The sequence below is a fragment of the Mesorhizobium sp. B2-3-11 genome (assembly GCF_006442215.1).
GTDB classification, from domain to species: Bacteria; Pseudomonadota; Alphaproteobacteria; order Rhizobiales; family Rhizobiaceae; genus Mesorhizobium; species Mesorhizobium salmacidum.
The window spans coordinates 1-25,599 of record NZ_VFVS01000001.1 but is presented as its reverse complement, the minus strand read 5'-3'; the positions used below and the strand labels follow the sequence as shown (position 1 = coordinate 25,599).

The following is a 25,599-nucleotide window of genomic DNA, read 5'->3' as shown; positions in this document are numbered from 1 at the left end:
CTTTCCGCTTAACAGAACCGACAGGCTCCATGCGCGCACTGCAACTTATCGAGGATCGCCGCCTTGAAACGGTGGACCTGCCACCCCCGCCACCCCCCGCGCTTGGCGAAGTCACGCTGCGCATCAAGGCAGTGGCGCTGAACCATATCGACGTCTGGGGCTGGCGTGGCATGGCCTTCGCCAAGCGCAAGCTGCCGCTGGTCGTCGGCGCCGAGGCTTCCGGCGAGGTTGAGACGGTCGGTCCCGGCGTTTCCGGCCTGCTTCCCGGACAATTGGTGTCGATCTACGGCGCGCGCACCTGCGGCCTCTGCCGCGCCTGCCGCGAAGGCCGCGACAATCTGTGCGAACATGTTTCGGGCGTTCACGGCTTCCATCTCGACGGCTTCGCGCAGGAGAAGATCAACCTGCCGGCGCGCCTGCTGGTCCCCGCCCCGCCCGGCGTGACCGACATCGGGGCCGCGGTAGCACCCGTTACTTTCGGCACCGTCGAGCACATGCTGTTCGACAATGCCAGGCTGCAGCCCGGCGAGACGATCCTTGTCCATGCCGGCGGATCGGGCATCGGTTCGGCGGCTATCCAGTTGGCCAAGCGGATGGGCTGCACGATCATCACCACGGTCGGCTCGAACGACAAGGTCGACAAGGCCAAGGCGCTCGGCGCCGACCATGTCATCAACTACCGCGACGACCGCTTCGAAGGCGTCGTGCGCAAGCTGACGAAGAAGAAGGGCGTCGACGTCGTGTTCGAGCATGTCGGCACCGACACCTTTGCCGGCTCGATGCTGTGCCTGAAGCGCGGTGGCCGCCTGGTGACCTGCGGCTCGACCTCGGGCGTGTCGACGCAGATCAACCTGATGCAACTCTTCCAGCAGCAGTTGAAACTGCTCGGATCCTTCGGTTGCCGCATGGAGAACATGGCCAACGCCATGCAGAAGATGGCTGCGGGGCAGGTCGCGCCGGTCATCGACACCGAGGTCGGCTTCGACGATATCGATGCCGCGCTGAAGCGCATGGAAGGCCGCGACGTCTTCGGCAAGATCATCCTGCGCGTCGCCTAGAGCCTCGATTTCCGTGCTCAAGAAACTTCGCCGCGATCTGACATTTCGCTATGGCAGACAACTGCGCCAGATGAATTACTGGCTTGTCGCGCGCGCGGCGATGATCATCATGTCGCTGCTGCGCCTGCTGCCGGTCGACAGCGCGCTGAATTTTGCCGACCGCACGGCTCGCCTCATCGGCCCAAGGGTCGGACGCCACCAGGTCGCCATCGACAATCTGCGCAAGGCCTATCCGGGAAAGAGTGATGGCGAAATCCAGGCCATCGCCTCCGACATGTGGGGCAACATGGCCCGCCTTGCCGCCGAATACATCTTTTTGGACGCCCTGTTCGACTATGACCCCGCCGCCGGCAAGCCGGGTCGGGTTGAGGTCAAGGGAACAGAGCACTTCGTCGAGATCGCGGCCGAGAAGCAGCCGCATATCGTCTTCACCGGCCATCTCGGCAATTTCGAGCTGCTGCCGGTGGCGGCCGCGACCTTTGGCATGAACATCACGGCGCTGTTTCGGCCGCCCAACAACCCCTACCTGGCCGACTACATCCTTTCGACAAGGCGATCGACCATGGGAGGCTTGCTCCCTTCGATGGCTGGCGCCTCGTTCGCGCTGGCGGGAGTCTTGGAGAATGGCGGCAATATCGGCGTTCTCGTCGACCAGAAATTCTCCAACGGCCTGGACACGACCTTCTTCGGCCGTCCCTGCCAGAGCAACCGCGTGCTCGGCACCCTTGCCCGTCACTATGACTGCGATGTCTATCCGGCGCGTTGTGTCAGGTTGCCAGGCAACCGCTTCCGGCTCGAGATTGAGGACAAGCTGGTCTTGCCGCGCACGGCCGACGGCAGCGTCGACGTCCACGCCACCACCCAGATGCTGAACGACGTCGTCGAGCGCTGGGTGCGCGAGGATCCCGGCCAGTGGATGTGGTTCCACAAAAGGTGGGAGATCAGCAACTGGCGGCGAAAAAAGCGGCCGAACCCGGCTCCCGCCTCAAACACCTGAGCAAGCCGCTGGCGGGAACGTGAGTTCCTCCGCCAGCAGACAAAGCCAATATCAGTGAACCGCCAATTGCCTAATTGGTGACGACAATGCGCGTATTGCCGTATCCGACCTCGCGCACCATCGAATAGAAGGTTGCGGCATTTGCCGTATGCAGCCTCACGCAGCCATGCGAAGCCGGGCGGCCGAGCTGCCTGACGGCGCCTGTTCCATGGATGGCATAGCCGCCATGGAAGAATACGGAATAAGGCATCGGCGACATTTCGTATTTGCGCGAATACCACATCCGCGCCGTGCGTTGCGGCCGGTAGGTGCCGCGTGGCGTGAAATAGCCTGGCCGAGCGGTCGACACGGCCCACCGATAGACCGAAGCGCCATAGCGGACCGTCATTGTCTGCGACGACACGTCGATATTCGCCACCAATGTGGCCGCCTCACTTGCGACCGATGCGCCAAACAGCGCAACAACCAATACTGCTGCCTTGAGAAATGACATTTTCATGCGATCAAACCCCTTTGATTGCCCCTTGCCTGCTCGCCATCACGTTCTTTTTCACCTTTTTAATGGCGGTGAACGGATAACACACAGTCCTTGATCAATTCGCCAATCCAAAGCAGCTAATTTGAACGATTTCCCGCGATAGTTGCCGCAGGGACGCGCTGCACGGGTTGATCGACGGGCTTGCAAAACCACGGCGATCGCTGCTCAAATCGCGGCATGAACGAGCGACTCCTCAAGGCAATCGATATCAGGCGCGACGAGTTGGTGGCGCTGACCGCCGACCTGATCCGTTTTCCGACCGTCAATCCACCCGGCGAAGCCTACAGGCCATGCGCCGACTATATCGGTGCGCGGCTAAGGAAACGTGGCTTTGAGACCGAGTTCATCCGCGCCGAAGGCACGCCCGGCGACACCGATCGCTATCCGCGCGTCAATGTCGTCGCCCGTTTCGACGGCCGGTCACCCGGCGCCTGCGTCCACTTCAATTCGCATATAGACGTGGTTGAGGCCGGCGAGGGCTGGACCGTGGATCCCTTTGCCGGCGTCATCAGGGACGGCAGGGTCTATGGCCGCGGCGCCTGCGACATGAAGGGCGGCCTCGCCGCCTCCATCATCGCTGTCGAAGCCTTCATGGAAGTCTTCCCCGATTTTCCCGGCGCTATCGAGATCTCGGGCACGGTCGATGAGGAGTCCGGCGGCTTCGGCGGCGTCGCCCATCTGGCCAGGCTCGGCTATTTCTCGAAACCCAAGGTCGACCACGTCATCATCCCCGAGCCGTTGAACAAGGACCGCATCTGCCTTGGCCATCGCGGCGTCTGGTGGGCGGAGATCGAGACCAAGGGAGAGATCGCGCACGGTTCGATGCCGTTTCTCGGCGACAATGCGGTGCGCCACATGGGCGCCGTCCTGCGGGCCTTCGAGAACGAGTTGTTTCCGGCGCTCGACCGCAAGATCACGCGCATGCCGGTGGTGCCGGAAGGCGCCAGGCGCTCGACCATGAACATCAACTCCATCCATGGCGGCCAGACCGAGGATTTCCGGCCCGGCCTGCCCTCGCCCAACGTGCCCGATTCCTGCCGGCTGACCATCGACCGCCGCTTCCTGCTCGAGGAGGATCTCGCCACGGTCAAAGCCGAAGTGACCGGCATTCTCGACCGACTGAAGCGCGAGCGCGAAAAGTTCGATTATGAAATCCGCGACCTGATGGAAGTACTGCCGCTGATGACCGAGCGCGACGCGCCCGTGGTCAAGGCGGTGGCGCAAGGCATTCATGCGATCTTCGACCGCGAGCCCGACTACGTCATTTCGCCCGGCACCTACGACCAGAAGCACATTGCCCGCATCGGCCACATCTATGACTGCATCGCCTACGGACCCGGCATTCTCGATCTTGCCCACCGGCCGGACGAGTGGGTCGGCGTATCGGACATGGTGGAATCAGCCAAGGTGATGGCGATCGGGCTCAACGTGCTGCTGCGTGGCACTGCCACGGAATAACCCAGCATCGCGACAAGCTTCGACCTGCCGACAGGGCTGGCACGGCAGAAACATTCCCGGCCATCCTGCCCGGCAGCACGAAACGCAATTTACTCCCGCGCGAAATCACGCTTCTATCGCCCGGTTTGAGCACGTGTCCTGAACGCATGGGGAGTTGCACGATGAGACTGTGGAAAACCATTCTGGCCGCGGCGGTCCTTGCGCTGGCCGCCGGAAGTCAGGCCTTTGCGGCCCGGACCGACCTGGTCATCGGCATTCCGCTCGAACCGCCCCATCTCGATCCAACAGCGGGCGCTGCGGCGGCGATCAAGGAAGTGCTCTACGCCAATGTCTTCGAGGGTCTGACCCGGATCGGCCCCAATGGCGAGGTTCTGCCGGATCTGGCCGAGGGCTGGACAATTTCCGATGACGGCAAGATCTATACGTTCAAGCTGCACACCGGCGTCAAATTCCACGACGGCGCCGATTTCAGCGCCGACGATGTGAAATTCTCGCTCGACCGGGCCCGCGCCGACAATTCGGTCAATGCGCAGAAGGGCCTGTTCGCAGCCATCGACAAGGTCGAGATCATCGATCCGGCAACGGTCAAGATCACGCTGAAGAACCCGCAAGGGTCTTTCCTCTACAATATGGGATGGGGCGACGCAGTGATGGTGTCCCCCAAATCCGCCGATACCAACAAGGAAAAACCTGTTGGCACCGGCCCGTTCAAATTCCAGAACTGGGCCAAGGGATCATCGATCACTTTGGTAAAAGCCGACCATTACTGGGGCGCTCCGGTGTTCCTCGACAAAGTCGAGTTCCGTATCGTGCCGGATGCCGCGGCCTATGTGCCGGCGCTGCTGTCCGGCGACATCCAGGCCTTCCCCTTCTTCGATCCCGACAGCCTGGCACAGGTCAAGGACGACCCGCGTTTCAAGGTGGTGATCGGCTCGACCGAGGGCGAGACCATCCTGGCGATCAACAACAAGAAGCCGCCTTTCGACAAGCTGCAGGTAAGGCAGGCGATCTCGTACGCGCTCGACCGCAAGGCGATCATCGACGGCGCCTCGGCCGGCCTTGGCCTGCCGATCGGCTCGCATATGTCGCCAGCCAACAAGGACTATGTCGACCTCACCGGCCTCTATCCGCACAACATCGACAAGGCCAAGGAGTTGCTGAAGGAAGCCGGGCTGGAGAACGGCTTCAAGGCAACGCTGAAACTGCCGCCGCCCAGCTATGCACGGCTGGGTGGCGAGATCATCGCCTCGGAACTTCGCGATGTCGGAATCAACCTCGAAATCATCCCGGTCGAATGGGCGCAGTGGCTGGACCAGGTGTTCACCAAGAAGGACTACGACCTGACCATCGTCTCCCACACCGAACCCAACGACATCGATATTTATTCGCGCAAGGACTACTACTTCAACTACGACAATCCGACCTTCGACAAAATAATCGCCGACCTCAACCTCACCTCCGACGAAACCAAGCGCAAGGAACTGCTTGGCGAGGCACAAAAGATCCTGGCCGACGACGCCGTGGTCGGCTTCCTCTACGAACTGCCCAAGATCGGCGTCTGGGACGCCAAATTGCAGGGATTATGGGAAAACGCGCCTATCCAGGCCAATGATCTCACCAAGGTGAAGTGGAGCGAGTGAGGCTTGTGGTGCGGCAGCGGTTGCGCGGGACTGCCCTTCTCCCCTTGTGGGAGAAGGTGGATTGGCGCAAAGCGCCAAGACGGGTGAGGGGTGCTGGAACAAACTCAACCTGCAATTCGTCCAGTACCCCTCATCCGACCTCGCTTCGCGAGGCCACCTTCTCCCACAAGGGAAGAAGGAAGAACGCCACGCTCCCTCGCCTTCCATGACAGCCTACCTCCTCAAGCGCCTCGCCATCGCTTTCGCCACGTTGGTGCTTGCCTCGATGGTGGTGTTCGCCGTGCTGGAGATCCTCCCCGGCGATCCCGCGCGGCTGATGCTGGGTATGAATGCCAGCGCCGATCAGGTCGAACTCTTGCGCAACCAGATGGGTCTCAACGCGCCACTTGTCCTGCGCTACCTGCATTGGGTCGGTGGCCTGCTCAGCCTCGATTTCGGCCGCTCCTATACCTATTCGGTGCCGGTCATCGACCTCGTGCGTGAACGGCTCGCCGTCTCGCTGCCGCTGGCGCTGATCGCGCTGGCGCTCTCTACCGTCATCGCCATTCCGGTCGGGCTTTATTCCGCCAGCCGGCGCGGACGGGCCGGCGACACGATTTCAATGGGCGTGGCGCAGCTTGGCGTAGCCGTCCCCAATTTCTGGTTCGCGCTGATGCTGATCTATGTCTTTGCCGTCTGGCTGCGCCTGGTCCCAGCCGGTGGTTTTCCCGGTTGGGGAGCCGGCGCCTGGCCCGCGCTGAAATCGCTGCTGTTGCCGGCGGTAGCGCTTGCCCTGCCACAAGCGGCGATCCTGGCGCGCGTCACCCGCTCGGCGCTGATCGAGGTGCTGAACGAGGACTATATCCGCACCGCCCGCGCCAAGGGCCTGCCCTATCGCGCCGTGCTGTGGCGGCACGCGCTGCGCAACGCCATGATCCCGGTGCTGACCATTCTTGGCCTGCAATTCGCCTTCCTGCTCGCCGGTACCATCATCATCGAGAATGTCTTCTATTTGCCCGGTCTCGGCCGGCTGGTGTTCCAGGCGATCACCCAGCGCGACCTGATCGTCGTCGAAAGCGTGGTCATGCTGCTGGTCGCCGCCGTCATTGTCGTCAATCTCGTCGTCGACCTTTCCTATGCGGCGGTCGATCCTCGCCTGAGGACCCGGCAATGACGCTGCGCATCGACATCCCCGAAGAGACGTTCCGCAGCATCCTGGCCAAGGCGTTTGGGAACGCCGCATTCGTCGCCGGCTTCGTCATCACGGTGCTGATCCTGGCAATGGCCATCGTCTCCTATGCCTGGACACCTTACGATGTGACGAAGCTGGTCATAGCGGACAAGACGCAAGGCCCATCGCTGGCGCATTGGTTCGGCACCGACCATTTCGGCCGCGATATCCTGTCGATGCTCATGATTGGCGCGCGCAATTCGATTGCCGTGGCGCTGGTCGCCGTCGGCATCGGCATGGGGGTCGGCGTGCCGCTTGGCGCCTTCGCCGCGGCGCGCGGCGGCCTCGTCGACGAGGCGCTGATGCGCGTCAACGATCTCGTCTTCGCCTTCCCCGCGCTGCTGTCGGCCATAATGATCACCGCCATTTTCGGGCCGGGCGCCGTCAACGCCATCATCGCCATCGGCCTCTTCAACATTCCGGTCTTTGCCCGCGTCGCCCGTGCCGGCGCGCTTGCCGTCTGGCCGCGCGAATTCATCCTTGCCGCGCGCGCCGCCGGTAAGAGCAGCACGCAGATATCGATCGAACATGTGCTGCCCAACATCGCCACGCTGCTCCTGGTGCAGGGCACAATCCAGTTCGCGCTGGGTATCCTGGCCGAAGCCGGGCTTTCCTATCTCGGCCTCGGCGCGCAGCCGCCAATGCCGAGCTGGGGCCGCATGCTGTTCGACGCCCAGACGCGCATGGTGGTGGCTCCGTGGATGGCGATCTTCCCCGGCATGGCGATCGTTGTCACCGTGCTCGGCCTGAATCTTCTGGGCGACGGCATCGCCGACATTCTCGACCCGAAATCACGGCGGCGGCGATGAGCCTGCTCGAAGTCGATAATCTGTCGCTGACCATCGGCGATACGCAGGTCCTGAAGGACATGGAGCTCTCCGTCGCGCCCGGCGAAGTGATGGGGCTGGTCGGCGAATCCGGCTCCGGCAAATCGATGACCGCGCTGACGGTGATGCGGCTCCTGCCCCCTGCCGCACGCCCCACCGGGCGCGTCACATTCGACGGCATCGATATTCTGACGGCGACCGAGGACCAGATGTGTGCCCTGCGCGGCGACGACATCGGCATGGTGTTCCAGGAACCGATGACAGCGCTCAATCCGGTCAAGACGATCGGCGAACAGGTCGCGGAAGGCATACGCTGGCACGCCAGGGCAAGCCGTGCCGATGCCGAGGAGCGCGCGCGAAAAATACTCGACCGCGTTGGTCTGCCCTCGGCAAAGTTCCCGCTGTCGCGCTATCCCCACGAACTGTCAGGCGGCCAGCGCCAGCGCGTCGTCATCGCCATCGCCTGCGCGCTGAAGCCAAAGCTGCTGATCGCCGACGAGCCGACGACGGCGCTCGACGTGGTGCTGCAGGCGCAGATCCTCGACCTCTTGCGCGACCTCGTTGCGGAGAACCGCATGGGCCTGCTGCTGATCTCGCATGATCTCGCTGTCGTGACCGAGATGGCGGACCGCATCACCATCCTGCGCCATGGCGAGGTGATGGAAGCAGGCGACACGGCGCGCACGCTCTCCGGTCAGCTTCATCCCTATACGCGCCAACTGGCGCAGGCTTCGATGCATGTTCCGACGCGCGCCAAGCCTCACCGTGTCGGGACAGACCAATCCTTGCTCCAGGTCGAAAGCGTCACCCGCGATTACCCCGGCCGCCGCATCTCGCTGTTCAGCCGTGCGCCGGCGATTCGCGCCGTCGACGACGTCTCCCTTTCGATGGCGCCGGGCCAGTCGGTGGCACTGGTCGGCCGCTCCGGTTGCGGCAAGTCGACCCTTGCCCGCATGATCCTGGCACTGGACCGGCCGGGTTCGGGCGAGATCCGGTTTCGCGGCGAAGCCATCACCGGCAAGAGCGAAGCCGAGCTGAAGCCGGCCAGGCGCGATATGCAGGTCGTGTTCCAGGATCCCTACGGGTCCTTCGATCCACGCCAGAAGGTCGAAAAACTGGTTGCCGAGCCGCTTCATGTCCTGCAGAAAAAACCGACGCGGGCCGAACGCCGCGAGATGGTAGCGCACGCGCTCCACGAGGTCGGCCTCGACCAACGCGACATGGACAAATACCCGCACGAGTTTTCGGGCGGCCAGCGTCAGCGCCTGTCGATCGCCCGCGCCATCATCACCCGCCCGAAACTGGTGGTCGCCGACGAGCCGGTCTCGGCACTCGATGTCTCGATCCGCGCCCAGATCCTGGACCTGTTCGCCGATCTTAACCAGAAGCTTGGCATCGCCTATCTCTTCATCACCCATGACCTGACCGTCGCCCGCGCCATCACGGACGAAGTGCTGGTTATGCATGACGGCAAGATCGTCGAGCGCGGCAAGACGAGCGAAGTACTCGATCACCCACAATCAGAGGCGGCCAAGGCGCTTGTCGCTGCGGCCCCCGACCTGCACAGGGCAATCGCCCGGCGAATGCAGGAACAGGGTTAGGATATCTCAAATCATCTGGAATTCTCCGGTGGTCTTGAACCGGAGATAGGCCTCGACGCTGCGCGCCATGTTTGGCAGCATCTCAGGCAGGCTGTCGAGCGCGAACCATTCGACGGCGCTACTCTCGTCGTCGGCGACGGCCGCCTCGCCTTCAAAGGCGCGCGTATAAAATATCAACGCGAAGAACTGGGCGCGATCGCCATTTGGAAATTGGACGGTCTCATAGCGTGGGTTACAGCCGAACCCGAACGGCTCGATATCCCTGACGACCAAGCCGGTTTCCTCAAGTACTTCTCGGACCAGCACCGCTTCCAGGCCCTCGCCTTCTTCGGCGTTGCCGCCAGGCAGACCCCACAAGCCAAAATCGGTTCGTTTCTGCAGGAGAATGCTGCCGTCTGCGCGTTCAATAACAATACGAGCACCCGGCATCAGCACCAGACGGTCGCCGATCAGCGCGCGCAATTGTCCCAGGTAGCTATCGGCAAAGCTCACACAAACAGCCCCTCGGCGCTGGCGATTGGGTGTCTCACGCAGTGTCAATCTTCCGGCTTCACCACATCGACCGGGCTGATGTCGAGCAAATCGAGCGTGCGGCGGAGCAGCCGCACCTCGGTTTCGGCCAGCTGCGAATCCGCCTTGGCGATCTCCGCCATGTGCTGGGCCAATTGCTTGCGCCGCTCGACGTCGAGATCGCGGAACAGCGCGATCGCCTGCGAGCCGTTGGTCTCGTAGCCGAATTCGTTGAGATATTCGATGACGGCATCGATGCTGCTCTCCGGAATTCCGAAGGCATCCTTGCAGATGCGCCGGAAGGCAACCATCTCGCTCTCGCTCACTGTGCCATCTGCCAGGATCATCCGGAACAGCATCAGCAGTTCCGCCGACAGGACGGGATCGTCCGCGACCTTGCGCACGCCCGGGTCGCCGTCGAAGATCGAGCGTATCTGGTCCAGCAACGCGAATGCCATGAACGGCCCCTTTCCGATTCCTCTTCAATAGAATTAGCGCGGAATCGGCCTTGCGCAAACGGGGTGGTCGTGGTCGAACGCGCGCTATCTCAGCCGACCGGACATCTCGACAGATCAGATGATCGACCTCAGCATCCAGTCCATCGCCATGCTTGCCCTCGCGGCTTTTGCCGCGGGCTTTGTCGATTCGATTGCCGGCGGCGGCGGACTGATCACCATTCCGGCGTTGCTGCTTGCCGGTTTCTCGCCGGTCGAAGCGCTTGGAACCAACAAGCTGCAAGGCATGTTCGGCTCCGGGTCGGCGACGATCCACTATGCCTCGAAAGGCCATGTCGACCTGCGCCGGCAATTGCCATCGGCGCTGCTGGCACTTGCCGGCGGTGCCGTCGGCGCGTTGCTGGCCACGATCGTGCCCGGCGACCTGTTGCGCGCGGCCCTGCCGCTGGTGCTGATTGCCATCGCGCTATATTTCGCGCTCAAGCCCAACATGAACGATGTGGACCGGGCCGAGCGCCTCTCGCCCTTCCTGTTCGGCGTGACCGTGGTGCCGGCCATCGGCTTCTATGATGGCGTGTTCGGCCCGGGCGCCGGTTCCTTCTACATGCTGGCCTTCGTGACGCTCGCCGGCTACGGCGTGCTCAAGGCGACGGCGCACACCAAACTGCTCAATTTCGCCTCCAACATCGGCGGCTTCATCGTCTTTGCCGCCGTCGGCGTCATCTCGTGGAAGATCGGCCTGATGATGGGCGTTGCCCAGTTCCTCGGCGCCCGCGTTGGCGCGAGCTTGGCCATGCGCATCGGCGCCAAGCTGATCAAGCCGCTGCTGGTCATCGTCTGCGTGGCTCTGGCGGTGAAGCTGCTGGCCGATCCGGCCAACCCGCTTCGCGTCATGATTGGTGTGTGATCACGCGCCTGTTACAATATCGCTGTTCGAATCATGTTGGAGGAGCCAGACATGAATCTCAGCGCGCCTACTCAGATTGTTTTCATCATTTCCCTGGTCATCGCCATCATCGGCCTTCTTGCCGCGCTTGGCGTTTTTGCGTTCATTCCGCTCGCATCGGTGTGGATCGTGCTAGTCGCCTACATCGTGCTCGCCGCCGGCTGCCTGATGCGCGGCGCCTGACAAGTTTCCCTCGACAAGCGGGGACCGAGAGCGCCCGGCCAAAGCCGGGCGTTTTTTGATTCCAATGCGGGCTCTGCTAGATTCGCTTGGCGGAAGGATGGCCAATGCCAATCGAGATGCAGCGCCGGAAAGAACAGGATCGCTCCATATCGGGACTTTTCGAAATGCGCCGGCGGCTTCCCAACCCAGCACTTGACGGCGTTGTCACCGATATCTGCGGTTATCGCGAGACCGCGCCTGGCTATTTCCATACATCGAATATGCCTCGCTGACCGTGCCGCTGGTGATCAGCTTTGCCGAACCCTTCGCCATCGGGCTTGGCCGAACCCCCGGCGACAACGACCGTTTCGCCAGCTTCGCCGCGGGCCTTTATGCCGGACCGGTGATGATCCAGTCTTTCGGCGGCGCCTGCTGCGTCCAGGTCAACTTCACGCCGCTGGGCGCACGCCGGTTTTTCGGCCGGCCGATGAGTGAATTGGCCGATCGCATGGTAGCCCTCGACGACGTGCTCGGTCTCGAAGGCATCGCCCTGCGCGAAAAGCTTGGCAACGCGCCGGATTGGAACATGCGTTTCGACTTGGCGGAAATGTTCGTCGCCGGCCGGCTGGCCGCTACCCGCGAGACCCCGGCCGAGATCGCCTGGGCTTATGACAGGATCGTCTTTTCGGGCGGCCGCACGCGCATTGCCTCTCTTGCCGAAAAGCTGGGCTGGAGCCGCAAGCATCTTGCCGGGAGATTCACCGACGCCGCCGGCATCGGTCCGAAAACCCTGTCGCGCATCGCGCGCTTCAACCGAGCCCTCGGCCTGTCCAGGCAACAGGCGAGCGGCTGGGCCGACATCGCCGCCGATTGCGGCTATGCTGACCAGGCGCATCTGGCCCGCGAGTTCCGCGACCTTGCCGGCGAAACGCCGACCGCCCTGTCGATGGGCGTGTAGTTCCGAACAAGCCGCAGCGCACTGGCTGGCAGGTAACATTTCTTCAAGACGCCGGAACGGCCTTCGAACAGACTGGGTTATCGACCAATCCGGATGAAGGAGGCAGCCATGCCCACAACCACAACCAATGAAGCACCCCGGCTCTACCCTGCCCTGCGCTACAGAAACGCGGCGAAGATGATCGACTGGCTGGGCGAAGCCTTCGGCTTCAGCGTCCGTGCCTGCTATGGCGAAGGCGATGTCGTGCATCATGCCGAACTGGTCTTCGGCTCTTCGATGATCATGCTGGGCACGGTGCGCGACGACGACTACGGCAAGATGGTCGGCGAACCCGGTTCAGGCGGCGGCAAGTCGATCTATATCGCCGTCGACGATGCCGACGCCGCCTACGCCAAGGCCAGGAAGGCCGGCGCGACGATCATCCAGGAACTGACGAACCGCGATTACGGCAGCCGCGAATTCATCTGCCGCGATCCCGAAGGCAATGTCTGGTCGTTCGGCACCTACCGGCCGAAAGCAGATGAAAAGGCCTGATTCGGACCTTCAACGTGCCAGCGCGAAAATCGCATCGCAGTCGAGATGGTTCTCCAGCTCGGCCGCGACTTCGTCCAGCGCCCGCTCGACTTCGGCGCGATAGTCGATGCCGCCCCCCTTGATGCCGAGGCTTTCGAGGAATTTTCCCCGAAAGCCGTCGGCGCCGAACAGGCCATGCATATAGGTGCCGATCACCTTGCCGTCGGCGGAGATCGCACCATCCTCGATGCCGTTGATGATCGCCGACGGCCGCATGGTGTCCGGGCCGGTGGTGCGGCCGAGATGGATCTCGTAGCCCTCGAGCGGCAAGTCGAACGGCACAGAGCGGGCACTGACATTGCGCACCATCTTTTCCGGCTCCATCACCGTTTCGGTATCAAGCAAGCCAAGCCCTTCGGCATCGGTGACGCTGCCTTCGATGCCGTTGGGGTCGCGCACCATTCGGCCTAGCATCTGGAAGCCGCCGCAAATGCCGACGACATGGCCGCCGCGCTTGCGGTGCGCCGCCAAATCCCGGTCCCAGCCATTCTCGCGAAACTTCAGGAGATCGCCGATCGTCGACTTGGAGCCGGGAATGACCACCAGCCCGGCATCGGCCGGCAGCTTCTTTCCCGGCGGCACGAACACCACCTCGACCTGCGGTTCGGCCTTGAGCGGGTCGAGATCGTCGAAATTGGCGATGCGGCCAAGCATCGGCACCGCCACCTTCAACGCGCGCGCCTCACCGGACGCCAGCCGCTCCAGCACCACCGAATCCTCCGATGGCAGCCGCGCCGCCGCCTTCAGCCACGGCACGACGCCAAAACAGCGCCACCCGGTGAATTTCTCGATCGCCTTCAGGCCGTCATCGAACAGCGAAACGTCACCCCGGAACTTGTTGATAAGGTAGCCGACGATCATGCACCGATCCTCTTCCGGCAGGATCAGATGCGTGCCGGCGACCGAGGCGATGACGCCGCCGCGATCGATGTCGCCGACCAGCACCACCGGCACGTCGGCGCGCGTGGCAAAGCCCATATTGGCGATGTCGCGGCTTCTGAGGTTGATTTCGGCTGGCGAACCGGCGCCCTCGACGATGACGAGGTCGGCGCCCTCGCCGACCTCGCCCCAGGAATCCAGCACGGCATCCATCAGCCGGCCCTTCAGCGCCTGATAGTCACGCGCCCGCGCTTCGCCGAACACCTTGCCCTGGACGATGATCTGGGCGCCGACATCGGTCTGCGGCTTAAGCAGCACCGGGTTCATATGGACCGACGGCGCAACCCCGCAAGCGATCGCCTGCAGCCATTGCGCACGGCCGATCTCGCCGCCATGGTTGTTGTCACCGGGAATATCGGCAACGGCAGCGTTGTTCGACATGTTCTGCGGCTTGAACGGCCGCACCTTCAGGCCGCGATTCCTGGCGGCGCGGCACAGCCCGGCGACGAGCACCGTCTTGCCGACATCCGAGCCCGTGCCTTGCAGCATGATCGCTTTGGCCATCAGCTCTGGCCCTGCGTCGCATTTCCAGTGACCGTGGACTTCTGCGCCAGCGGCCCGCCGCGCCAGATATAAAGCGCCAGCAGAGGTTCCTTGCCAGTCCGCATAGCGTGATTGACATTGGAGGCATGGTGGACGACCTCGCCGGCTTCACGCGTGCGAAAACCGCCCTCGCCCATGCGCCATTCCGTACGGCCGGTCAGCGGAATGTAGATCTCCTCGGCGACGTGATGATGGTCGGGATAGACGATCCCGGGCCCCAGGATCAGCAGCCCGGCCGCAACCTCGTCATTGGCGAAATGGCCGCGCGTGCCGAACATTTCCAGCCAGCCATAATTGTCGATGAAATCTTTCCCGATATCCGCTTCGCTGTAGGTCTGCCCCCAATGGAGGTCGTTGCGCTGCCGTGCCAGCAATTGCACCAGGGGTTTCGCGGCCATCGGCGCCAGCTCAGCCGAGCGATCGAGATGGCGCAGGCAACCAAGCGCATACGGCTCCAGATCGCGGGCCGGCATGTCCCAGCCTATGCGCGCCACGGCCTCGCGCACCAGGGCGTCGTCGACGGAAGCAAGGTAGGCGTGGAACTGTTCCAGCAGTTCGTCGAATTTTGTCGTCACATCTTTCTCCGGACATGCATTGGTGCACAGCCGCTCCGCGGCAGGTCGGGTTGCGCGGCGGCATCATTGGTCTAGATTGGTGCGCGCGCAAAGCCAAAAACGACAGGCCAGCGGGCTAGCTGGCCAACATATAGGGAGCACGCCATGGACGCCGCGGTCGATGCGAGCACCAGCCAGTTCGAACTCAACGAGGAACAGCGCGCCATCCAGGAGATGGCGCAGGCCTTCGCCGCCGATCGCGTTGCGCCGAATGCACTCGACTGGGACCGCAGGAAACACTTCCCCGCCGAGGTGATCCGGGAAACCGGACCGCTCGGCCTCGGCGGCATCTATATCAAGGACGACGTCGGCGGTTCCGCGCTCAGCCGACTCGACGCGGTGCTGATCTTCGAGGCGCTGTCACATGCCGACCCGGCCTTTTCTTCCTTCATCTCGATCCACAACATGGTGGCCTCGATGATCGACCGTTTCGGCAATGAAGAACAGCGCCGGCGTTTCCTGCCGAAGCTCACCTCCATGGAATGGCTGGCGAGCTATTGCCTGACCGAGCCGGGTTCCGGCTCCGATGCCGCTGCATTGAAGACCCGCGCGGTGAAGAGCGGCGGCGACTATGTTCTCAACGGCGCCAAGCAGTTCATCTCGGGCGCCGGCGACAGCGATGTATACGCCGTCATGGTGCGCACCGGCGCCGACGGCCCGAAAGGCATCTCCACCATTGTCGTGCCCAAGGATGCGCCCGGCCTCTCCTTCGGCGCCAACGAGCACAAGATGGGCTGGCATATGCAGTCGACCCGCCAGGTCATCTTCGAGGACTGCAAGGTGCCGGCGGAGAATCTCCTGTCGGGCGAAGGCGCCGGTTTCGGCATCGCCATGGCCGGGCTCGACGGCGGCCGGCTGAACATCGCCGCCTGTTCGCTGGGCGGCGCGCAGTCGGCGCTCGACAAGGCACTGGCCTACACGGCCGAACGCAAGGCCTTCGGCTCGAAGATCAACCAGTTCCAGGCGCTGCAGTTCAGGCTTGCCGACATGGAGACAAAGTTGCAGGCCGCGCGCATCTTTCTCTACGCGGCGGCCTCGAAGCTCGACCGCAAGGCGCCTGACGCCGGCAAATGGTCGGCGATGGCCAAGCGCTTCGTCACCGACACCGGCTTCGACGTCGCCAACGATGCGCTGCAATTGCTCGGCGGCTACGGCTATCTGCATGATTATGGCATCGAGAAGCTGGTTCGCGATCTGCGCGTGCACCAGATTCTGGAAGGCACCAACGAGATCATGCGCGTGATCATCGCGCGCGCGCTGATCGGCCGCTGAAGCCAGCAAACTCCGGGAGAGAGACAATGACGACGACCGCCTTCATCGGCCTCGGCAATATGGGCAATCCGATGGCCGCAAACCTGGTCAAGGCGGGCCATACGGTGCATGGCTTCGATCTGATGCCGGAAAACCTCACCATCGCGCGTGAACATGGCGTCGTTGTCATGGCCAATGCGCTCGCGGCGGTGAAGGATGCCGACGTGGTGATCACCATGCTGCCCGCCGGCAAGCATGTTTTGTCGGTCTACGAGGACATCGCTCCCAAGGCGAAGAAAAATGCCTTGTTCATCGATTCCTCGACCATCGACGTGGACTCGGCACGCAAGGCGCATGCGATTGCCGCGAAGCATGGCCTGCTGTCGATCGATGCGCCGGTTTCGGGGGGCACCGGTGGTGCCACGGCCGGTACATTGACCTTCATGGCCGGGGGATCCGATGGGGCCTTCGCCGCCGCCGAGCCGATCTTGAACCCGATGGCCGGGCGCATCGTCCATTGCGGCAGCGACGGCGCCGGCCAGGCCGCCAAGATCTGCAACAACATGATCCTCGGCATTTCGATGATCGGCGTCGCCGAGGCCTTCGTGCTGGCGGAGAAACTCGGCCTGTCGCATCAGGCGCTGTTCGACGTCGCCTCGACGTCGTCAGGCCAGTGCTGGTCGCTGACCACCTATTGCCCGGTGCCCGGCCCGGTTCCCACTTCGCCCGCCAACAAGGATTACAAGCCGGGATTTGCTGCGGCTCTTATGCTGAAGGACCTGAAATTGTCCCAGGAAGCAGCGCTTGGCGCCGGCGCGGTGACGCCGCTCGGCGCCGAAGCGGCGCAGCTCTATGCCCTGTTCAATGCCCAGGGACATGGCGGCGCGGATTTCTCCGGCATAATTAATTTTCTGCGCGGCAACCCGGCGTAACCGGCGGATCGGATTGACTTTTTTCCGGTCCTTCCAGTCGAAGGGCCGCAAATTTAGATTTGCTTAAGCTCTCGATAACTCCGCGGTAACGATGTCCCTATAAAACCGATTGCGAGGCGGATATATCGCATCCGCCCGGCGCTCCGGATCAGGTCTCGCGTGCCGGAGCCCGTAAGTTTCGCAAGTGTCTTCGTAGCGAAACGCCATGCGTATCTGGCAAAGCCGCGTTCCCGGTGGGGCGCGGTTTTTGCGTTTCCGACCCCTTTATTATCGATGATCCGTCTATATTCCGATCGCCGCGCCCGGGATCGGCACGTGATCTTCATTGGTCAGCACGATCGGTGCATCGACGCCGTCCACGCGGACCACGAGCAGGCGCGTGCTCCAAGTGCCGGCATTGCGAACGAGATGAGAGAAGACGGTGCCCTTGCCCTTGGCGCCGTGGACGGGAATGCTGAACTGGGCATCGCCCGCCCCATTCGCATTGACGTTGAGGTGGCCTCCGATCCAGAATTTGTCGGTCACATCGTCGCCAATGGCGGCCTTCACCCGGGTGTCGGCGCGGACGGCGTCCATGGTCATACTGAAGGCGTCGCTCCCTTTGAGCACGAAGGGGATGCTGCCGACCATGGTCGCACAGCCGCCGATGCTGACCACCCAGACGGCAAGGCCGGCAATCGCCCAATTGCGCTGCGTCTTGCGGAACTGCTCGGCGTCGCGCCAGGCACGGTTCCGCCAGGCCCAGCGGCTGCCGCGCGCGCCGAGCACGAAGATCATGATGAGGTTGACGACGGGGATCAGCGCCAGCAGCGCGATGAAGGTGCTGTTGCCGATGCCCCAAATCCAGTTGAGGAAGAAGGCGCCCCAGTTCCAGCGATCGAGTTCGGCTGGAATTTCAGCCGGCTGGTTGAGCGGTTGTCCGGCCATGTTGTCCCCCATCGATGCGTATGCCGATTGGTTCTAGCGCATGACTTCGACGATGCGCAAAGAAGTTCCGCGACGCCCGCTTCAACCCTTTGTCGAAAGCCGGCGAAAATTTGCCTTCACGGCGCGGTTGGCCGGCTTCAGCGCGGCGCTGATCGACCGTTCGGCCGCGACGCAGTTGAACAGCGACGGCGTGCGGCCAGAAGAGAGCGCCCGATCAACGGACGCCCGGTTCCGTTTTACCGCCTGCGCAGGTCGGCCTGCGCCAGGTCGAGCGCCTTGCCGATGCGCTTGCAGGCCATGTCGATGGTGTCGCGGGTCCAGATCAGCGGCGGCGACAGGATCATCGTGTCGCCGGTGGCGCGCAGCATCATGCCATTGGCGATTGCATGATCGCGCACCGTCACCGCGGCACTTCCCGACGGCAGGAAGCGTTCCTTCGTCGCCTTGTCCTTGACGATCTCGATCGCACCCATCAGGCCGATGGAACGCACCTCGCCGACCAGATCATGCCCGGCGATACGCTCCTGCAAAGCCTTGGCGAAATACGGTCCGGTGTCGTTCCTGACACGATCGACCAGGCCTTCACGTTCGATGATCTCGAGGTTCTTCAGCGCCACGGCGCAGGCCACTGGGTGCCCCGAATAGGTGTAGCCGTGGTTGAACTCGCCGCCCTTCTCGACCAGCGTCGAGGCAATGCGATCGCCAACCAGCAGCGCCGAGAGCGGCTGATAGCCCGATGTCAGCGCCTTGGCCGTGGTGATGGTATCCGGTTCGATGCCGAAGGTCTGGGCCGCGAACCACTCACCTGTCCGGCCATAGCCGGTGATGACCTCGTCCAGCATCAAAAGCACGTCGTATTTGCGGCAGATGCGCTGCACTTCGGGCCAGTAGCTCGCCGGCGGGATCTTGACGCCACCCGCCCCCATCACCGGCTCGCCGATGAAAGCCGCGACCTTGTCGGCGCCAGCCTCGATGATGGCATCCTCGACGGACTTTGCCGCGCGCAGGCCGAAATCGTGATCGCTTTCGCCAGGCAGAGCCAGCTCATAAGCATAGGGCATCATCACATGGACGATATTGGGCACCGCGCCGTTGAGCTGCTTGTGCATGGCATCCATGCCGCCGAGCGAAGTGCCGGCGATGGTCGAACCGTGATAGGCCATCTTGCGCGAGATGACGCGGTTCTTCTCCGGCTTGCCTTCCAGCACCCAATAGTGGCGCACAAGGCGCAACGCGGTGTCGTTGGCCTCCGAACCGGACGAGCCGTAAAACACCTGGTTGACGTTGCGTGGCGCGATCTCGGCGAGCTTTTTCGACAACAGCACCGGCGTCGGCGTCGAACATTTGAAGAAGGAATTGTAGTAAGGCAATTCCTTCATCTGGGCATAGGCGGCCTCGGCCAGTTCGTCACGGCCGTAGCCGATATTGACGCACCACAGGCCGGCCATGCCGTCCAGCAGTTCCGTCCCTTCGGAATCGTAGATGAACGGGCCCTTGGCGTGGGTGATGACGCGCGCCCCGGCCTCACGCAGCTCCTTATGGTCGGTGAAAGGATGCAAGTGATGCGCGGCGTCGATCTGCTGAAGCTGCTTCAGCGAATAATTCTGATAGGTCATTGATTTGATCTTTCCTCTGAAATCCTTCCGGCGGTGCCGGGGCGAATTCGTCAGAGGACGGCAGGTGGCGAATAACCAATACGGGCGCACAGCCGCAAAAGCTCGGCGCGCAGCGTGCGTGACGATGGCGTCACCGCGACCCGGAATGCGCGAGCTGATAATTTAGCGAGAGCCATGAAGGCACCTTAGAGCAAAGGGCGGTCGAGGTGAACCACCCTTTGCTCAAGTGGCGCCATGGCATGATGTCAGGCTTCGCCGCTCAGCGCCCGCTGCAGGAACACATACTTCATCGCCGTCTGCGCCGCCTGCGGCCGTCGGTCGCCGCGTCCGCCATGACCGCCTTCGGTCTCCTCGAAGAACAGCGTCTTGCCGTGTCCGGCTTCCTGCAGGCGGGCCGCCATCTTGCGCGCATGGCCCGGATGGACCCGGTCGTCCGCGGTCGAGGTGGTCAGCAGCACCGGGGGATAAGCGGCATCCGCCTTGACATGCTGGTAGGGTGAATAGGCGGAAAGCCATTTGGCGTCTTCAGGCTTTGACGGATCGCCATATTCGGCCATCCACGAAGCGCCCGGCGGCAGTTCGGTGTAGCGCAGCATGTCGAGTAGCGGCACATCGATGATGACTGCGCCGAAAAGCTCGGGATGCTGCGTCAGGGAGGCGCCCGTCAGCAGGCCGCCGTTGGAGCCGCCCTGAATGCCAAGCGACGCAGGCGTTGCGATGCCACGCCTGACGACATCCTCAGCCACCGCGGCAAAGTCGTCGAATCCGGTCTGGCGCTTGCCTTTCAGCGCAGCCTGATGCCAGGCCGGACCGAACTCGCCACCGCCGCGAATACAGGCCTGCACATAGGCATTGCCTTTCTCCAGCCACAGCCTGCCGCGCACGCCGGCATAGCCGGGCAACAGCGGCACTTCGAAACCGCCATAGCCGTAGAGCAGCGTCGGCACCGGCCCATTCTGGTCGCGCCGCCTGACGACGAAGTAAGGGATCATCGTGCCATCTTTCGAGCGCGCCTCGAACTGTTCCGAGACAAGCGGCGAGGCATCGAAGCGCGCCGGCTGCGACTTCACGGTGGCGAGCGTCTCGCCATCGTCATCGGACCAGATGATCGAACTCGGCGTCAGGAAATCGGTGAAGGAGAAGGAGACGGTGGAGCCGAAATGCTCGGCATGGCTGATGCCGACAGTGCCGTTTTCGGGCAGCGCGACAGGTTTCAGCGACCAGGCGTCGTCCCTACGCTCGCAAACGAGAACCTTGCCACGCACATTGTCCATCAGGTTGATGAACAGGCGGTCCTGCGTGCGGCTGATACCGGCGATCGAGACGCGATATGCCGGCGCCAGCAACGTCTCGATCGTACCAAAACTGCCGGTTTCGATCCAATACGCGAAATCGATCGAATAAAGCCCGTCCGGCTGGCATGCGGTGCCGTCCGGCGCCGTCCATGGCGTCCGCACTCCAAACACCAGTTGATCCCTAAAGAGCGCGGTGTCGGTGACGTCGTCGGGCAGGGGGATGCGGCGGTTCTCTCCCGAAGGGATGCGCAGGAAACTGTGCGACGCGAAGAAGTTGAGTGTCCGCGCCAGAAACAGGTGACGCTTCTCGCCATCGAACTCGACCCCGGCGCCAACGGCAAGATCCTCGGTCTTTCCCTCGAAGATCGGCGTCGCCTCTTCCAACCTCGTGCCGCGCTTCCAGAGCTTGACCACACGCGGATATCCGGACTCGGTCTTGTCGGCCTCTTCGAATGCGGCCGAGACGATCACCGTATCCTCGTCCAGCCAGCCGAAGCCCGATTTCGAGGCCGGCGCCTGAAAACCGCCTTCGACGAAGTACTTGGCCGCGATGTCGAACTCGCGCATCGCGCTGGCGTCACCGCCATCGGGCGACATCGAGACCAGGCAGCGATTGAAATCGGGGTAAAGCCTGACAGCGCCGCCGAACACCCACTTTATCCCCTCCTTCGTCGCCAGTTGATCGAAGTCGATGATCGTCTCCCAGTCGGGCTTGTCGGTTTTGTAGGAAGCGATCGTCGTGCGCCGCCACAGGCCGAGCGCATTGTTCTTGTCCTGCCAGAAATTGTAGACATGGCCCGCGATTGCCGTGCCAACCGCGATATTGTCCTCGGCCGTCATCAGGTCGAGTGCCGTCTGGAACGAAACCTGGTAGGATGGATCGCCCTGCAATTCCGCCACCGTGACCTCGTTCTGGCTATGCACCCAGTCGAGCGACTGTTTGCTGGTCCTGTCTTCCAGCCAGAGGAAGGGATCGCCGGCCTTCTGAGAGGGCTGGGCTTTGGTCGTCGAAAAGGTCATGCAGGTCTCCGGGGATTCTGGGCGGCCTTGCCTACATCGCGTTGGCGGCGCTGACATTCAAGATGCGATATGGTCTTTTGCGGTCCGCATCACATTGCTTCACAGCACCCGCCGGCGGATGATCGTCGCCAAGGCCAGCGTAGCGCAGATCGCACCAAGCGTGACCGGCAGGCCGACCGCGCCAAACACATCCATCACGCCGCCGGTAAGCGGCGGAACCAGAATGCCGCCGACGCCCCACATCAGGGAGAATGCCGCATTGCCGGCAACCAGCGCCGAGCCGGTAAAGCGCTCGCCAAGCTCGATGATCGACATCGTGTAGATGCCGTAGGACACCGCGCCCCAGACGAACACACAGGGCCAGACCAGCGGGGTTTCGATCAGAACCGGCAGCAGCGCACAACCGAACACAGTCAGCGAGACGCAGATGAAGCGCACCAGGCGGGCCGTCAGCCGCTCGGCCAGCAGGCCAAGCGGCACCTGCATGGCAATGTTGCCGGCAATCATGACCGACAGCAGCGCGGACATGCGAGCCTCCGCGATGCCATGATACGTGCCATAGACAGGCAGCAGCGCCAGCACCGCCTGCTCGAAGCCGGCGGCCACGACCACCGCCGACAGAAGCAGCCAGGCGAGAGGCATGAAACCCATCACCGAAACCTGATGCTCTGCCTCGTCCACCCTGGGCAGCCGCGGCAGAACCGATGCCAGGCAGAAGCCGCAGAGCACGAAGGCGCCAATGCCGACAAGGAACGGCGGCCAGCCTTCCGTGCCGACGGCAAGCAGGCAAAGCGGGCCGGTCGCGAAGCCAGCGGAAATGATCGTCGAATAGAGACCCATGATGCGGCCGCGCCGGGCCGGCGGTGCGAGCGCGATCACCCAGATCTCACTGAGCACATAGAGTGGGTTGGTCACTACGCCGATCAGGAAGCGCAGCGGAAACCAGAGATAGACGTTCTGCGTCCAGCCGATCAGCGCCAGCACGACAGCCGAGAGTGCGGCACAGGTGAGCGCCGTGCGCCCTGCCCCGAACCGCCTTGCCAGGCCAGGTATCAGTGGCGATGACAGGATGAAGCCGACAGGCGTCATTGCCGCCGACAGGCCGATCATCGCCGGCGAGACACCCTGGCGCTGCAGGATGAAGCTCAACAGCGGGTAGGACAGGCCCTGCGCGATGGCGAACACGGACACGGTTGCGATCACACCGGTGATCGCCGCCCACTGCATTGTCTCGTCGCTTCTCGTGTCCACCAAGTCCATGATCCATAATGCTGTCGTGGTTGCAGACTTAGCGGTTCGGTCAGGCCCGGGTAAGCCCCGCGGCCCGAACCGACGCCCGGCTCCAGCCAAACCCTGCCAGGAGCCTCTGCGGCTGGCCGATCTATAGACAGCGAAGGCGACCAGCAAAGCGTCGAGGGCGACGATCACGGTCGGCAATCCCAGTGGTCCGATCGCTTTTCCCGCTTCGCCTTCGCTCGAGCCGGTTGCGACCATGCTGCCATTCCATGTGACGTGCCGGCTAACCTCCCTGCCGACAGGCCCCACTAGCTACGGCTTCGATCGGCGGAAAGAAAGGGCCGGCAAGCAAGATCCGCTTGCGCCAACGGGTGGATGATCAAGGCGGATGTCGCGTCCACGCAACTGCCGTTCCGGCATGTCGCTTCCCTCGCCCTAGTGGTCGCCGCCTCCGCAATGGCCGGGCGGGCGCCGGTCCATTATGCCGCCCGTTATCGCATCCTACGAGGACCATCATGACCGCCGCCCTACAACCCTCAGAGCCGGCTTTGGCGCCCGACCGTGCCCGCAGGGGCGGTCGCGCCGGAAAGCGCGCCGGTGGCTCGGCCGCGTTCGAGCAACCGGCTTTCCGCCAGCTGAAAAATCCGCTGACGCCGACCAAGCTGGTTTCTGAGGACGAGCTGGAATCGATCCACCTCGCTTCCTTGCGGGTGTTGCGCGAAATCGGTGTCGACGTTCTGCACGACGAAGCCCGCAGCATCATGAAGGCGCATGGCGCCGATGTGCGCGAGGGCTCGGAGCGCGTGCGCTTCGACAGCGACATGATCCTGGAGCTGGTGTCGAACTGCCCGTCCGAATTCACCATCCACGCCCGCAACCCTGCCCACAATGTGCGCTTTGGCGGCGACAATCTGATCATCTCGATGATGGCGTCGGCGCCCAATTGCTCCGACATCGATCGTGGCCGCCGGCCGGGCAACCAGCAGGATTATCGCAATTTCCTGCGGCTGGCCCAGATGCACAACATCCTGAATTGCACGGGCGGCTATCCGGTCGAACCGACCGACATCCACCCTTCGGTGCGCCACCTCGAATGCATCCGCGACCTCGCCACGCTGACCGACAAGGTGTTCCACATCTATTCGCTCGGCAAGGAGCGCAATGTCGACGGCATCGAGATCACCCGCATCGCGCGCGGCATCAGCCATGAGCAGTTGCTCACGGAGCCATCCGTCTTCACCATCATCAACACCAATTCGCCGCTCAAGCTCGACGTGCCGATGATGGAAGGCATCATCCAGATGTCGAGCAAGGGCCAGGTCGTCATCGTCACGCCCTTCACCCTGTCGGGGGCGATGGCTCCTGTCACCATCGCCGGCGCGCTGGTGCAGCAGAATGCCGAAGCACTGTCCGGCATTGCCTTCGCCCAGATGGTCAGGAAGGGCGCGCCGGTCGGCTACGGCGGCTTCACCTCCAATGTCGACATGAAGTCCGGTTCGCCGGCCTTCGGCACGCCCGAATACATGAAGGCGCAGCTGGTCGGTGGCCAGCTTGCCCGCCGCTACAACATTCCCTACCGCACCTCCAACACCTGCGCCGCCAACACGGTCGACGCGCAGGCCGCCTATGAAAGCGTGTTCTCGCTGTGGGGCGCCATCCAGGGTGGCGGCAATCTGATGATGCATGCCGCCGGCTGGCTCGAGGGCGGCCTGCGCTGCTCCTACGAGAAGACCATTCTGGATATCGACCTCTTGCAGATGGTGGCCGAATTCCTGACCCCGCTCGACCTCTCCGAAGAGGCGCTCGGCTTCGATGCCATCCAGTCGGTCGGCCCCGGCGGGCACTTCTTCGGCACCCAGCACACGCAGGACCGCTACAAGACCGCCTTCTATTCGCCGATCCTCTCGGACTGGCGCAATTTCGAAACCTGGGCGGAAGCCGGCTCGCCGACGGCGCTGGAAAAGGCCAACAAGGTCTGGAAGGAGCGGCTGGCGTCCTATGACGAGCCCTACATGGATCCCGCCATCCGCGAAGAACTCAACGCCTTCGTCCAGAAACGCACGGCCGAAGGCGGCGCGCCGACCGATTTTTGATCTGTATTGATGAACAGTCGACCCCCACTCCGTCGAGCTTCGCTCGCCACCTCTTCCCCGATCGACGGGGGAGAGGAAAGGCGCGAGCTTAGGCCGTCTGGCGCCCTTCCTCTCCCTCCTGAGGGGCCCGTTGCGCAATATTGCGGGAGGCTTGTTGTGAGGATTGAGGGCGGCCATTTTCGTTGCTTTGGAGGCTTTTC

General features: G+C 63.0%; 22 protein-coding genes and 1 pseudogene. 14 read left to right on the top strand and 9 right to left on the bottom strand.

Annotated features, from left to right (window positions below; all coding sequences use genetic code 11):
* The first annotated feature begins 29 nt into the window (after nt 1-29).
* Together FJ960_RS00125 and FJ960_RS00120 are read left to right on the top strand one after the other, a co-directional pair.
* Nucleotides 30-1,058 carry a zinc-binding dehydrogenase gene (locus FJ960_RS00125; protein ID WP_140711372.1) on the top strand — a complete coding sequence of 343 codons (1,029 nt, stop codon included), beginning with the start codon at nt 30-32 and terminating at the stop codon, nt 1,056-1,058.
* A gap of 13 nt (nt 1,059-1,071) precedes the next feature.
* The gene (locus FJ960_RS00120; RefSeq protein WP_181166080.1) at nt 1,072-2,055 is read left to right on the top strand and encodes a lipid A biosynthesis lauroyl acyltransferase; all 984 of its coding nucleotides are present in this window, start codon (nt 1,072-1,074) and stop codon (nt 2,053-2,055) included.
* Between the two features lie 70 nt (nt 2,056-2,125).
* On the opposite strand, the gene FJ960_RS00115 is transcribed toward FJ960_RS00120, so the two are convergent.
* The gene (locus FJ960_RS00115; protein ID WP_140502679.1) at nt 2,126-2,554 is read right to left on the bottom strand and encodes a L,D-transpeptidase; all 429 of its coding nucleotides are present in this window, start codon (nt 2,552-2,554) and stop codon (nt 2,126-2,128) included.
* 216 nt (nt 2,555-2,770) lie between these two features.
* On the opposite strand from FJ960_RS00115, the gene FJ960_RS00110 reads away from it, so the two are divergent.
* From FJ960_RS00110 to FJ960_RS00090, 5 genes are all read left to right on the top strand, one after another.
* A complete protein-coding gene (locus FJ960_RS00110) occupies nt 2,771-4,051 on the top strand; it encodes an acetylornithine deacetylase/succinyl-diaminopimelate desuccinylase family protein (protein WP_140502678.1) in 1,281 nt (426 codons plus the stop codon).
* Nucleotides 4,052-4,212: 161 nt separating this feature from the next.
* Nucleotides 4,213-5,691, top strand: a complete 1,479-nt coding sequence (locus FJ960_RS00105; protein ID WP_140711371.1) for an ABC transporter substrate-binding protein — start codon at nt 4,213-4,215, stop codon at nt 5,689-5,691.
* Between the two features lie 205 nt (nt 5,692-5,896).
* A complete protein-coding gene (locus FJ960_RS00100) occupies nt 5,897-6,844 on the top strand; it encodes an ABC transporter permease (protein WP_140711370.1) in 948 nt (315 codons plus the stop codon).
* Nucleotides 6,841-7,710 carry an ABC transporter permease gene (locus FJ960_RS00095; protein WP_140711369.1) on the top strand — a complete coding sequence of 290 codons (870 nt, stop codon included), beginning with the start codon at nt 6,841-6,843 and terminating at the stop codon, nt 7,708-7,710. The genes FJ960_RS00100 and FJ960_RS00095 overlap by 4 nt, the downstream gene beginning before the upstream one ends.
* Nucleotides 7,707-9,329, top strand: coding sequence for a dipeptide ABC transporter ATP-binding protein (locus tag FJ960_RS00090; RefSeq protein ID WP_140711368.1), 1,623 nt, complete (start codon nt 7,707-7,709; stop codon nt 9,327-9,329). The genes FJ960_RS00095 and FJ960_RS00090 overlap by 4 nt, the downstream gene beginning before the upstream one ends.
* Before the next feature lie 6 nt (nt 9,330-9,335).
* On the opposite strand, the gene FJ960_RS00085 is transcribed toward FJ960_RS00090, so the two are convergent.
* Together FJ960_RS00085 and FJ960_RS00080 are read right to left on the bottom strand one after the other, a co-directional pair.
* Entirely contained in the window at nt 9,336-9,821 is a 486-nt protein-coding gene (locus FJ960_RS00085; protein ID WP_140711367.1) for an NUDIX domain-containing protein, read from the bottom strand.
* Nucleotides 9,822-9,865: 44 nt separating this feature from the next.
* Nucleotides 9,866-10,297, bottom strand: coding sequence for a TerB family tellurite resistance protein (locus tag FJ960_RS00080; RefSeq protein WP_140711366.1), 432 nt, complete (start codon nt 10,295-10,297; stop codon nt 9,866-9,868).
* Nucleotides 10,298-10,415: 118 nt separating this feature from the next.
* Between FJ960_RS00080 and FJ960_RS00075 the strand changes: the two genes are divergently transcribed.
* The 4 genes and pseudogenes from FJ960_RS00075 (at nt 10,416) to FJ960_RS00060 (ending at nt 12,894) form a co-directional block, all read left to right on the top strand.
* On the top strand, nt 10,416-11,201 hold the full coding sequence (locus FJ960_RS00075) for a TSUP family transporter (RefSeq protein WP_140711365.1): 786 nt from the start codon (nt 10,416-10,418) through the stop codon (nt 11,199-11,201).
* 51 nt (nt 11,202-11,252) lie between these two features.
* Nucleotides 11,253-11,423 (top strand): hypothetical protein, encoded by a 171-nt coding sequence (locus FJ960_RS00070; RefSeq protein WP_140502668.1) that lies wholly within the window; start codon nt 11,253-11,255, stop codon nt 11,421-11,423.
* Nucleotides 11,424-11,527: 104 nt separating this feature from the next.
* Nucleotides 11,528-12,360, top strand: a pseudogene (locus FJ960_RS00065) (AraC family transcriptional regulator).
* Nucleotides 12,361-12,468: 108 nt separating this feature from the next.
* Nucleotides 12,469-12,894 (top strand): VOC family protein, encoded by a 426-nt coding sequence (locus FJ960_RS00060; RefSeq protein ID WP_140502666.1) that lies wholly within the window; start codon nt 12,469-12,471, stop codon nt 12,892-12,894.
* A 9-nt stretch (nt 12,895-12,903) separates the two neighbouring features.
* On the opposite strand, the gene FJ960_RS00055 is transcribed toward FJ960_RS00060, so the two are convergent.
* Nucleotides 12,904-14,376 carry a cobyric acid synthase gene (locus tag FJ960_RS00055; protein WP_140711364.1) on the bottom strand — a complete coding sequence of 491 codons (1,473 nt, stop codon included), beginning with the start codon at nt 14,374-14,376 and terminating at the stop codon, nt 12,904-12,906.
* Nucleotides 14,376-14,990, bottom strand: coding sequence for a dimethylsulfonioproprionate lyase family protein (locus FJ960_RS00050; protein WP_140711363.1), 615 nt, complete (start codon nt 14,988-14,990; stop codon nt 14,376-14,378). Before FJ960_RS00050 ends, FJ960_RS00055 begins: the two co-directional genes overlap by 1 nt.
* Nucleotides 14,991-15,134: 144 nt before the next feature.
* Here FJ960_RS00050 and FJ960_RS00045 point away from each other — a divergent pair, with 144 nt between their 5' ends.
* Both FJ960_RS00045 and mmsB read left to right on the top strand, forming a co-directional pair.
* On the top strand, nt 15,135-16,301 hold the full coding sequence (locus FJ960_RS00045; RefSeq protein ID WP_140711362.1) for an isobutyryl-CoA dehydrogenase: 1,167 nt from the start codon (nt 15,135-15,137) through the stop codon (nt 16,299-16,301).
* Nucleotides 16,302-16,327: 26 nt separating this feature from the next.
* A complete protein-coding gene (mmsB, locus tag FJ960_RS00040; RefSeq protein ID WP_140711361.1) occupies nt 16,328-17,212 on the top strand; it encodes a 3-hydroxyisobutyrate dehydrogenase in 885 nt (294 codons plus the stop codon).
* A 282-nt stretch (nt 17,213-17,494) separates the two neighbouring features.
* On the opposite strand, the gene FJ960_RS00035 is transcribed toward mmsB, so the two are convergent.
* From FJ960_RS00035 to FJ960_RS00015, 4 genes are all read right to left on the bottom strand, one after another.
* Entirely contained in the window at nt 17,495-18,139 is a 645-nt protein-coding gene (locus FJ960_RS00035) for a cytochrome c oxidase assembly factor Coa1 family protein (protein ID WP_140711360.1), read from the bottom strand.
* A 236-nt stretch (nt 18,140-18,375) separates the two neighbouring features.
* A complete protein-coding gene (locus FJ960_RS00030) occupies nt 18,376-19,755 on the bottom strand; it encodes an aspartate aminotransferase family protein (RefSeq protein WP_140711359.1) in 1,380 nt (459 codons plus the stop codon).
* Between the two features lie 245 nt (nt 19,756-20,000).
* Complete coding sequence (locus FJ960_RS00020; protein WP_140711357.1) at nt 20,001-22,070, bottom strand: prolyl oligopeptidase family protein; 2,070 nt, start codon at nt 22,068-22,070, stop codon at nt 20,001-20,003.
* A 99-nt stretch (nt 22,071-22,169) separates the two neighbouring features.
* Nucleotides 22,170-23,330: an MFS transporter gene (locus FJ960_RS00015; protein ID WP_140711841.1), complete on the bottom strand. Its 1,161-nt coding sequence runs from the start codon at nt 23,328-23,330 to the stop codon at nt 22,170-22,172.
* 491 nt (nt 23,331-23,821) lie between these two features.
* On the opposite strand from FJ960_RS00015, the gene FJ960_RS00010 reads away from it, so the two are divergent.
* The gene (locus FJ960_RS00010; protein WP_140711356.1) at nt 23,822-25,399 is read left to right on the top strand and encodes a trimethylamine methyltransferase family protein; all 1,578 of its coding nucleotides are present in this window, start codon (nt 23,822-23,824) and stop codon (nt 25,397-25,399) included.
* Nucleotides 25,400-25,599: the final 200 nt, after the last annotated feature.

Excerpts from the sequence above, each read along its gene's own strand:
- FJ960_RS00080 (WP_140711366.1), bottom strand. The coding sequence starts at position 10,297 with ATGGCATTCGCGTTGCTGGACCAGATACGCTCGATCTTCGACGGCGAC.
- FJ960_RS00020 (WP_140711357.1), bottom strand. The coding sequence starts at position 22,070 with ATGACCTTTTCGACGACCAAAGCCCAGCCCTCTCAGAAGGCCGGCGAT.
- FJ960_RS00060 (WP_140502666.1), top strand. The coding sequence starts at position 12,469 with ATGCCCACAACCACAACCAATGAAGCACCCCGGCTCTACCCTGCCCTG.
- FJ960_RS00075 (WP_140711365.1), top strand. The coding sequence starts at position 10,416 with ATGATCGACCTCAGCATCCAGTCCATCGCCATGCTTGCCCTCGCGGCT.
- FJ960_RS00010 (WP_140711356.1), top strand. The coding sequence starts at position 23,822 with ATGACCGCCGCCCTACAACCCTCAGAGCCGGCTTTGGCGCCCGACCGT.
- FJ960_RS00030 (WP_140711359.1), bottom strand. The coding sequence starts at position 19,755 with ATGACCTATCAGAATTATTCGCTGAAGCAGCTTCAGCAGATCGACGCC.
- FJ960_RS00045 (WP_140711362.1), top strand. The coding sequence starts at position 15,135 with ATGGACGCCGCGGTCGATGCGAGCACCAGCCAGTTCGAACTCAACGAG.
- FJ960_RS00125 (WP_140711372.1), top strand. The coding sequence starts at position 30 with ATGCGCGCACTGCAACTTATCGAGGATCGCCGCCTTGAAACGGTGGAC.
- FJ960_RS00115 (WP_140502679.1), bottom strand. The coding sequence starts at position 2,554 with ATGAAAATGTCATTTCTCAAGGCAGCAGTATTGGTTGTTGCGCTGTTT.
- FJ960_RS00105 (WP_140711371.1), top strand. The coding sequence starts at position 4,213 with ATGAGACTGTGGAAAACCATTCTGGCCGCGGCGGTCCTTGCGCTGGCC.
- FJ960_RS00110 (WP_140502678.1), top strand. The coding sequence starts at position 2,771 with ATGAACGAGCGACTCCTCAAGGCAATCGATATCAGGCGCGACGAGTTG.
- FJ960_RS00035 (WP_140711360.1), bottom strand. The coding sequence starts at position 18,139 with ATGGCCGGACAACCGCTCAACCAGCCGGCTGAAATTCCAGCCGAACTC.
- FJ960_RS00015 (WP_140711841.1), bottom strand. The coding sequence starts at position 23,330 with ATGGACTTGGTGGACACGAGAAGCGACGAGACAATGCAGTGGGCGGCG.
- FJ960_RS00095 (WP_140711369.1), top strand. The coding sequence starts at position 6,841 with ATGACGCTGCGCATCGACATCCCCGAAGAGACGTTCCGCAGCATCCTG.
- FJ960_RS00070 (WP_140502668.1), top strand. The coding sequence starts at position 11,253 with ATGAATCTCAGCGCGCCTACTCAGATTGTTTTCATCATTTCCCTGGTC.
- mmsB (WP_140711361.1), top strand. The coding sequence starts at position 16,328 with ATGACGACGACCGCCTTCATCGGCCTCGGCAATATGGGCAATCCGATG.
- FJ960_RS00090 (WP_140711368.1), top strand. The coding sequence starts at position 7,707 with ATGAGCCTGCTCGAAGTCGATAATCTGTCGCTGACCATCGGCGATACG.
- FJ960_RS00100 (WP_140711370.1), top strand. The coding sequence starts at position 5,897 with ATGACAGCCTACCTCCTCAAGCGCCTCGCCATCGCTTTCGCCACGTTG.
- FJ960_RS00055 (WP_140711364.1), bottom strand. The coding sequence starts at position 14,376 with ATGGCCAAAGCGATCATGCTGCAAGGCACGGGCTCGGATGTCGGCAAG.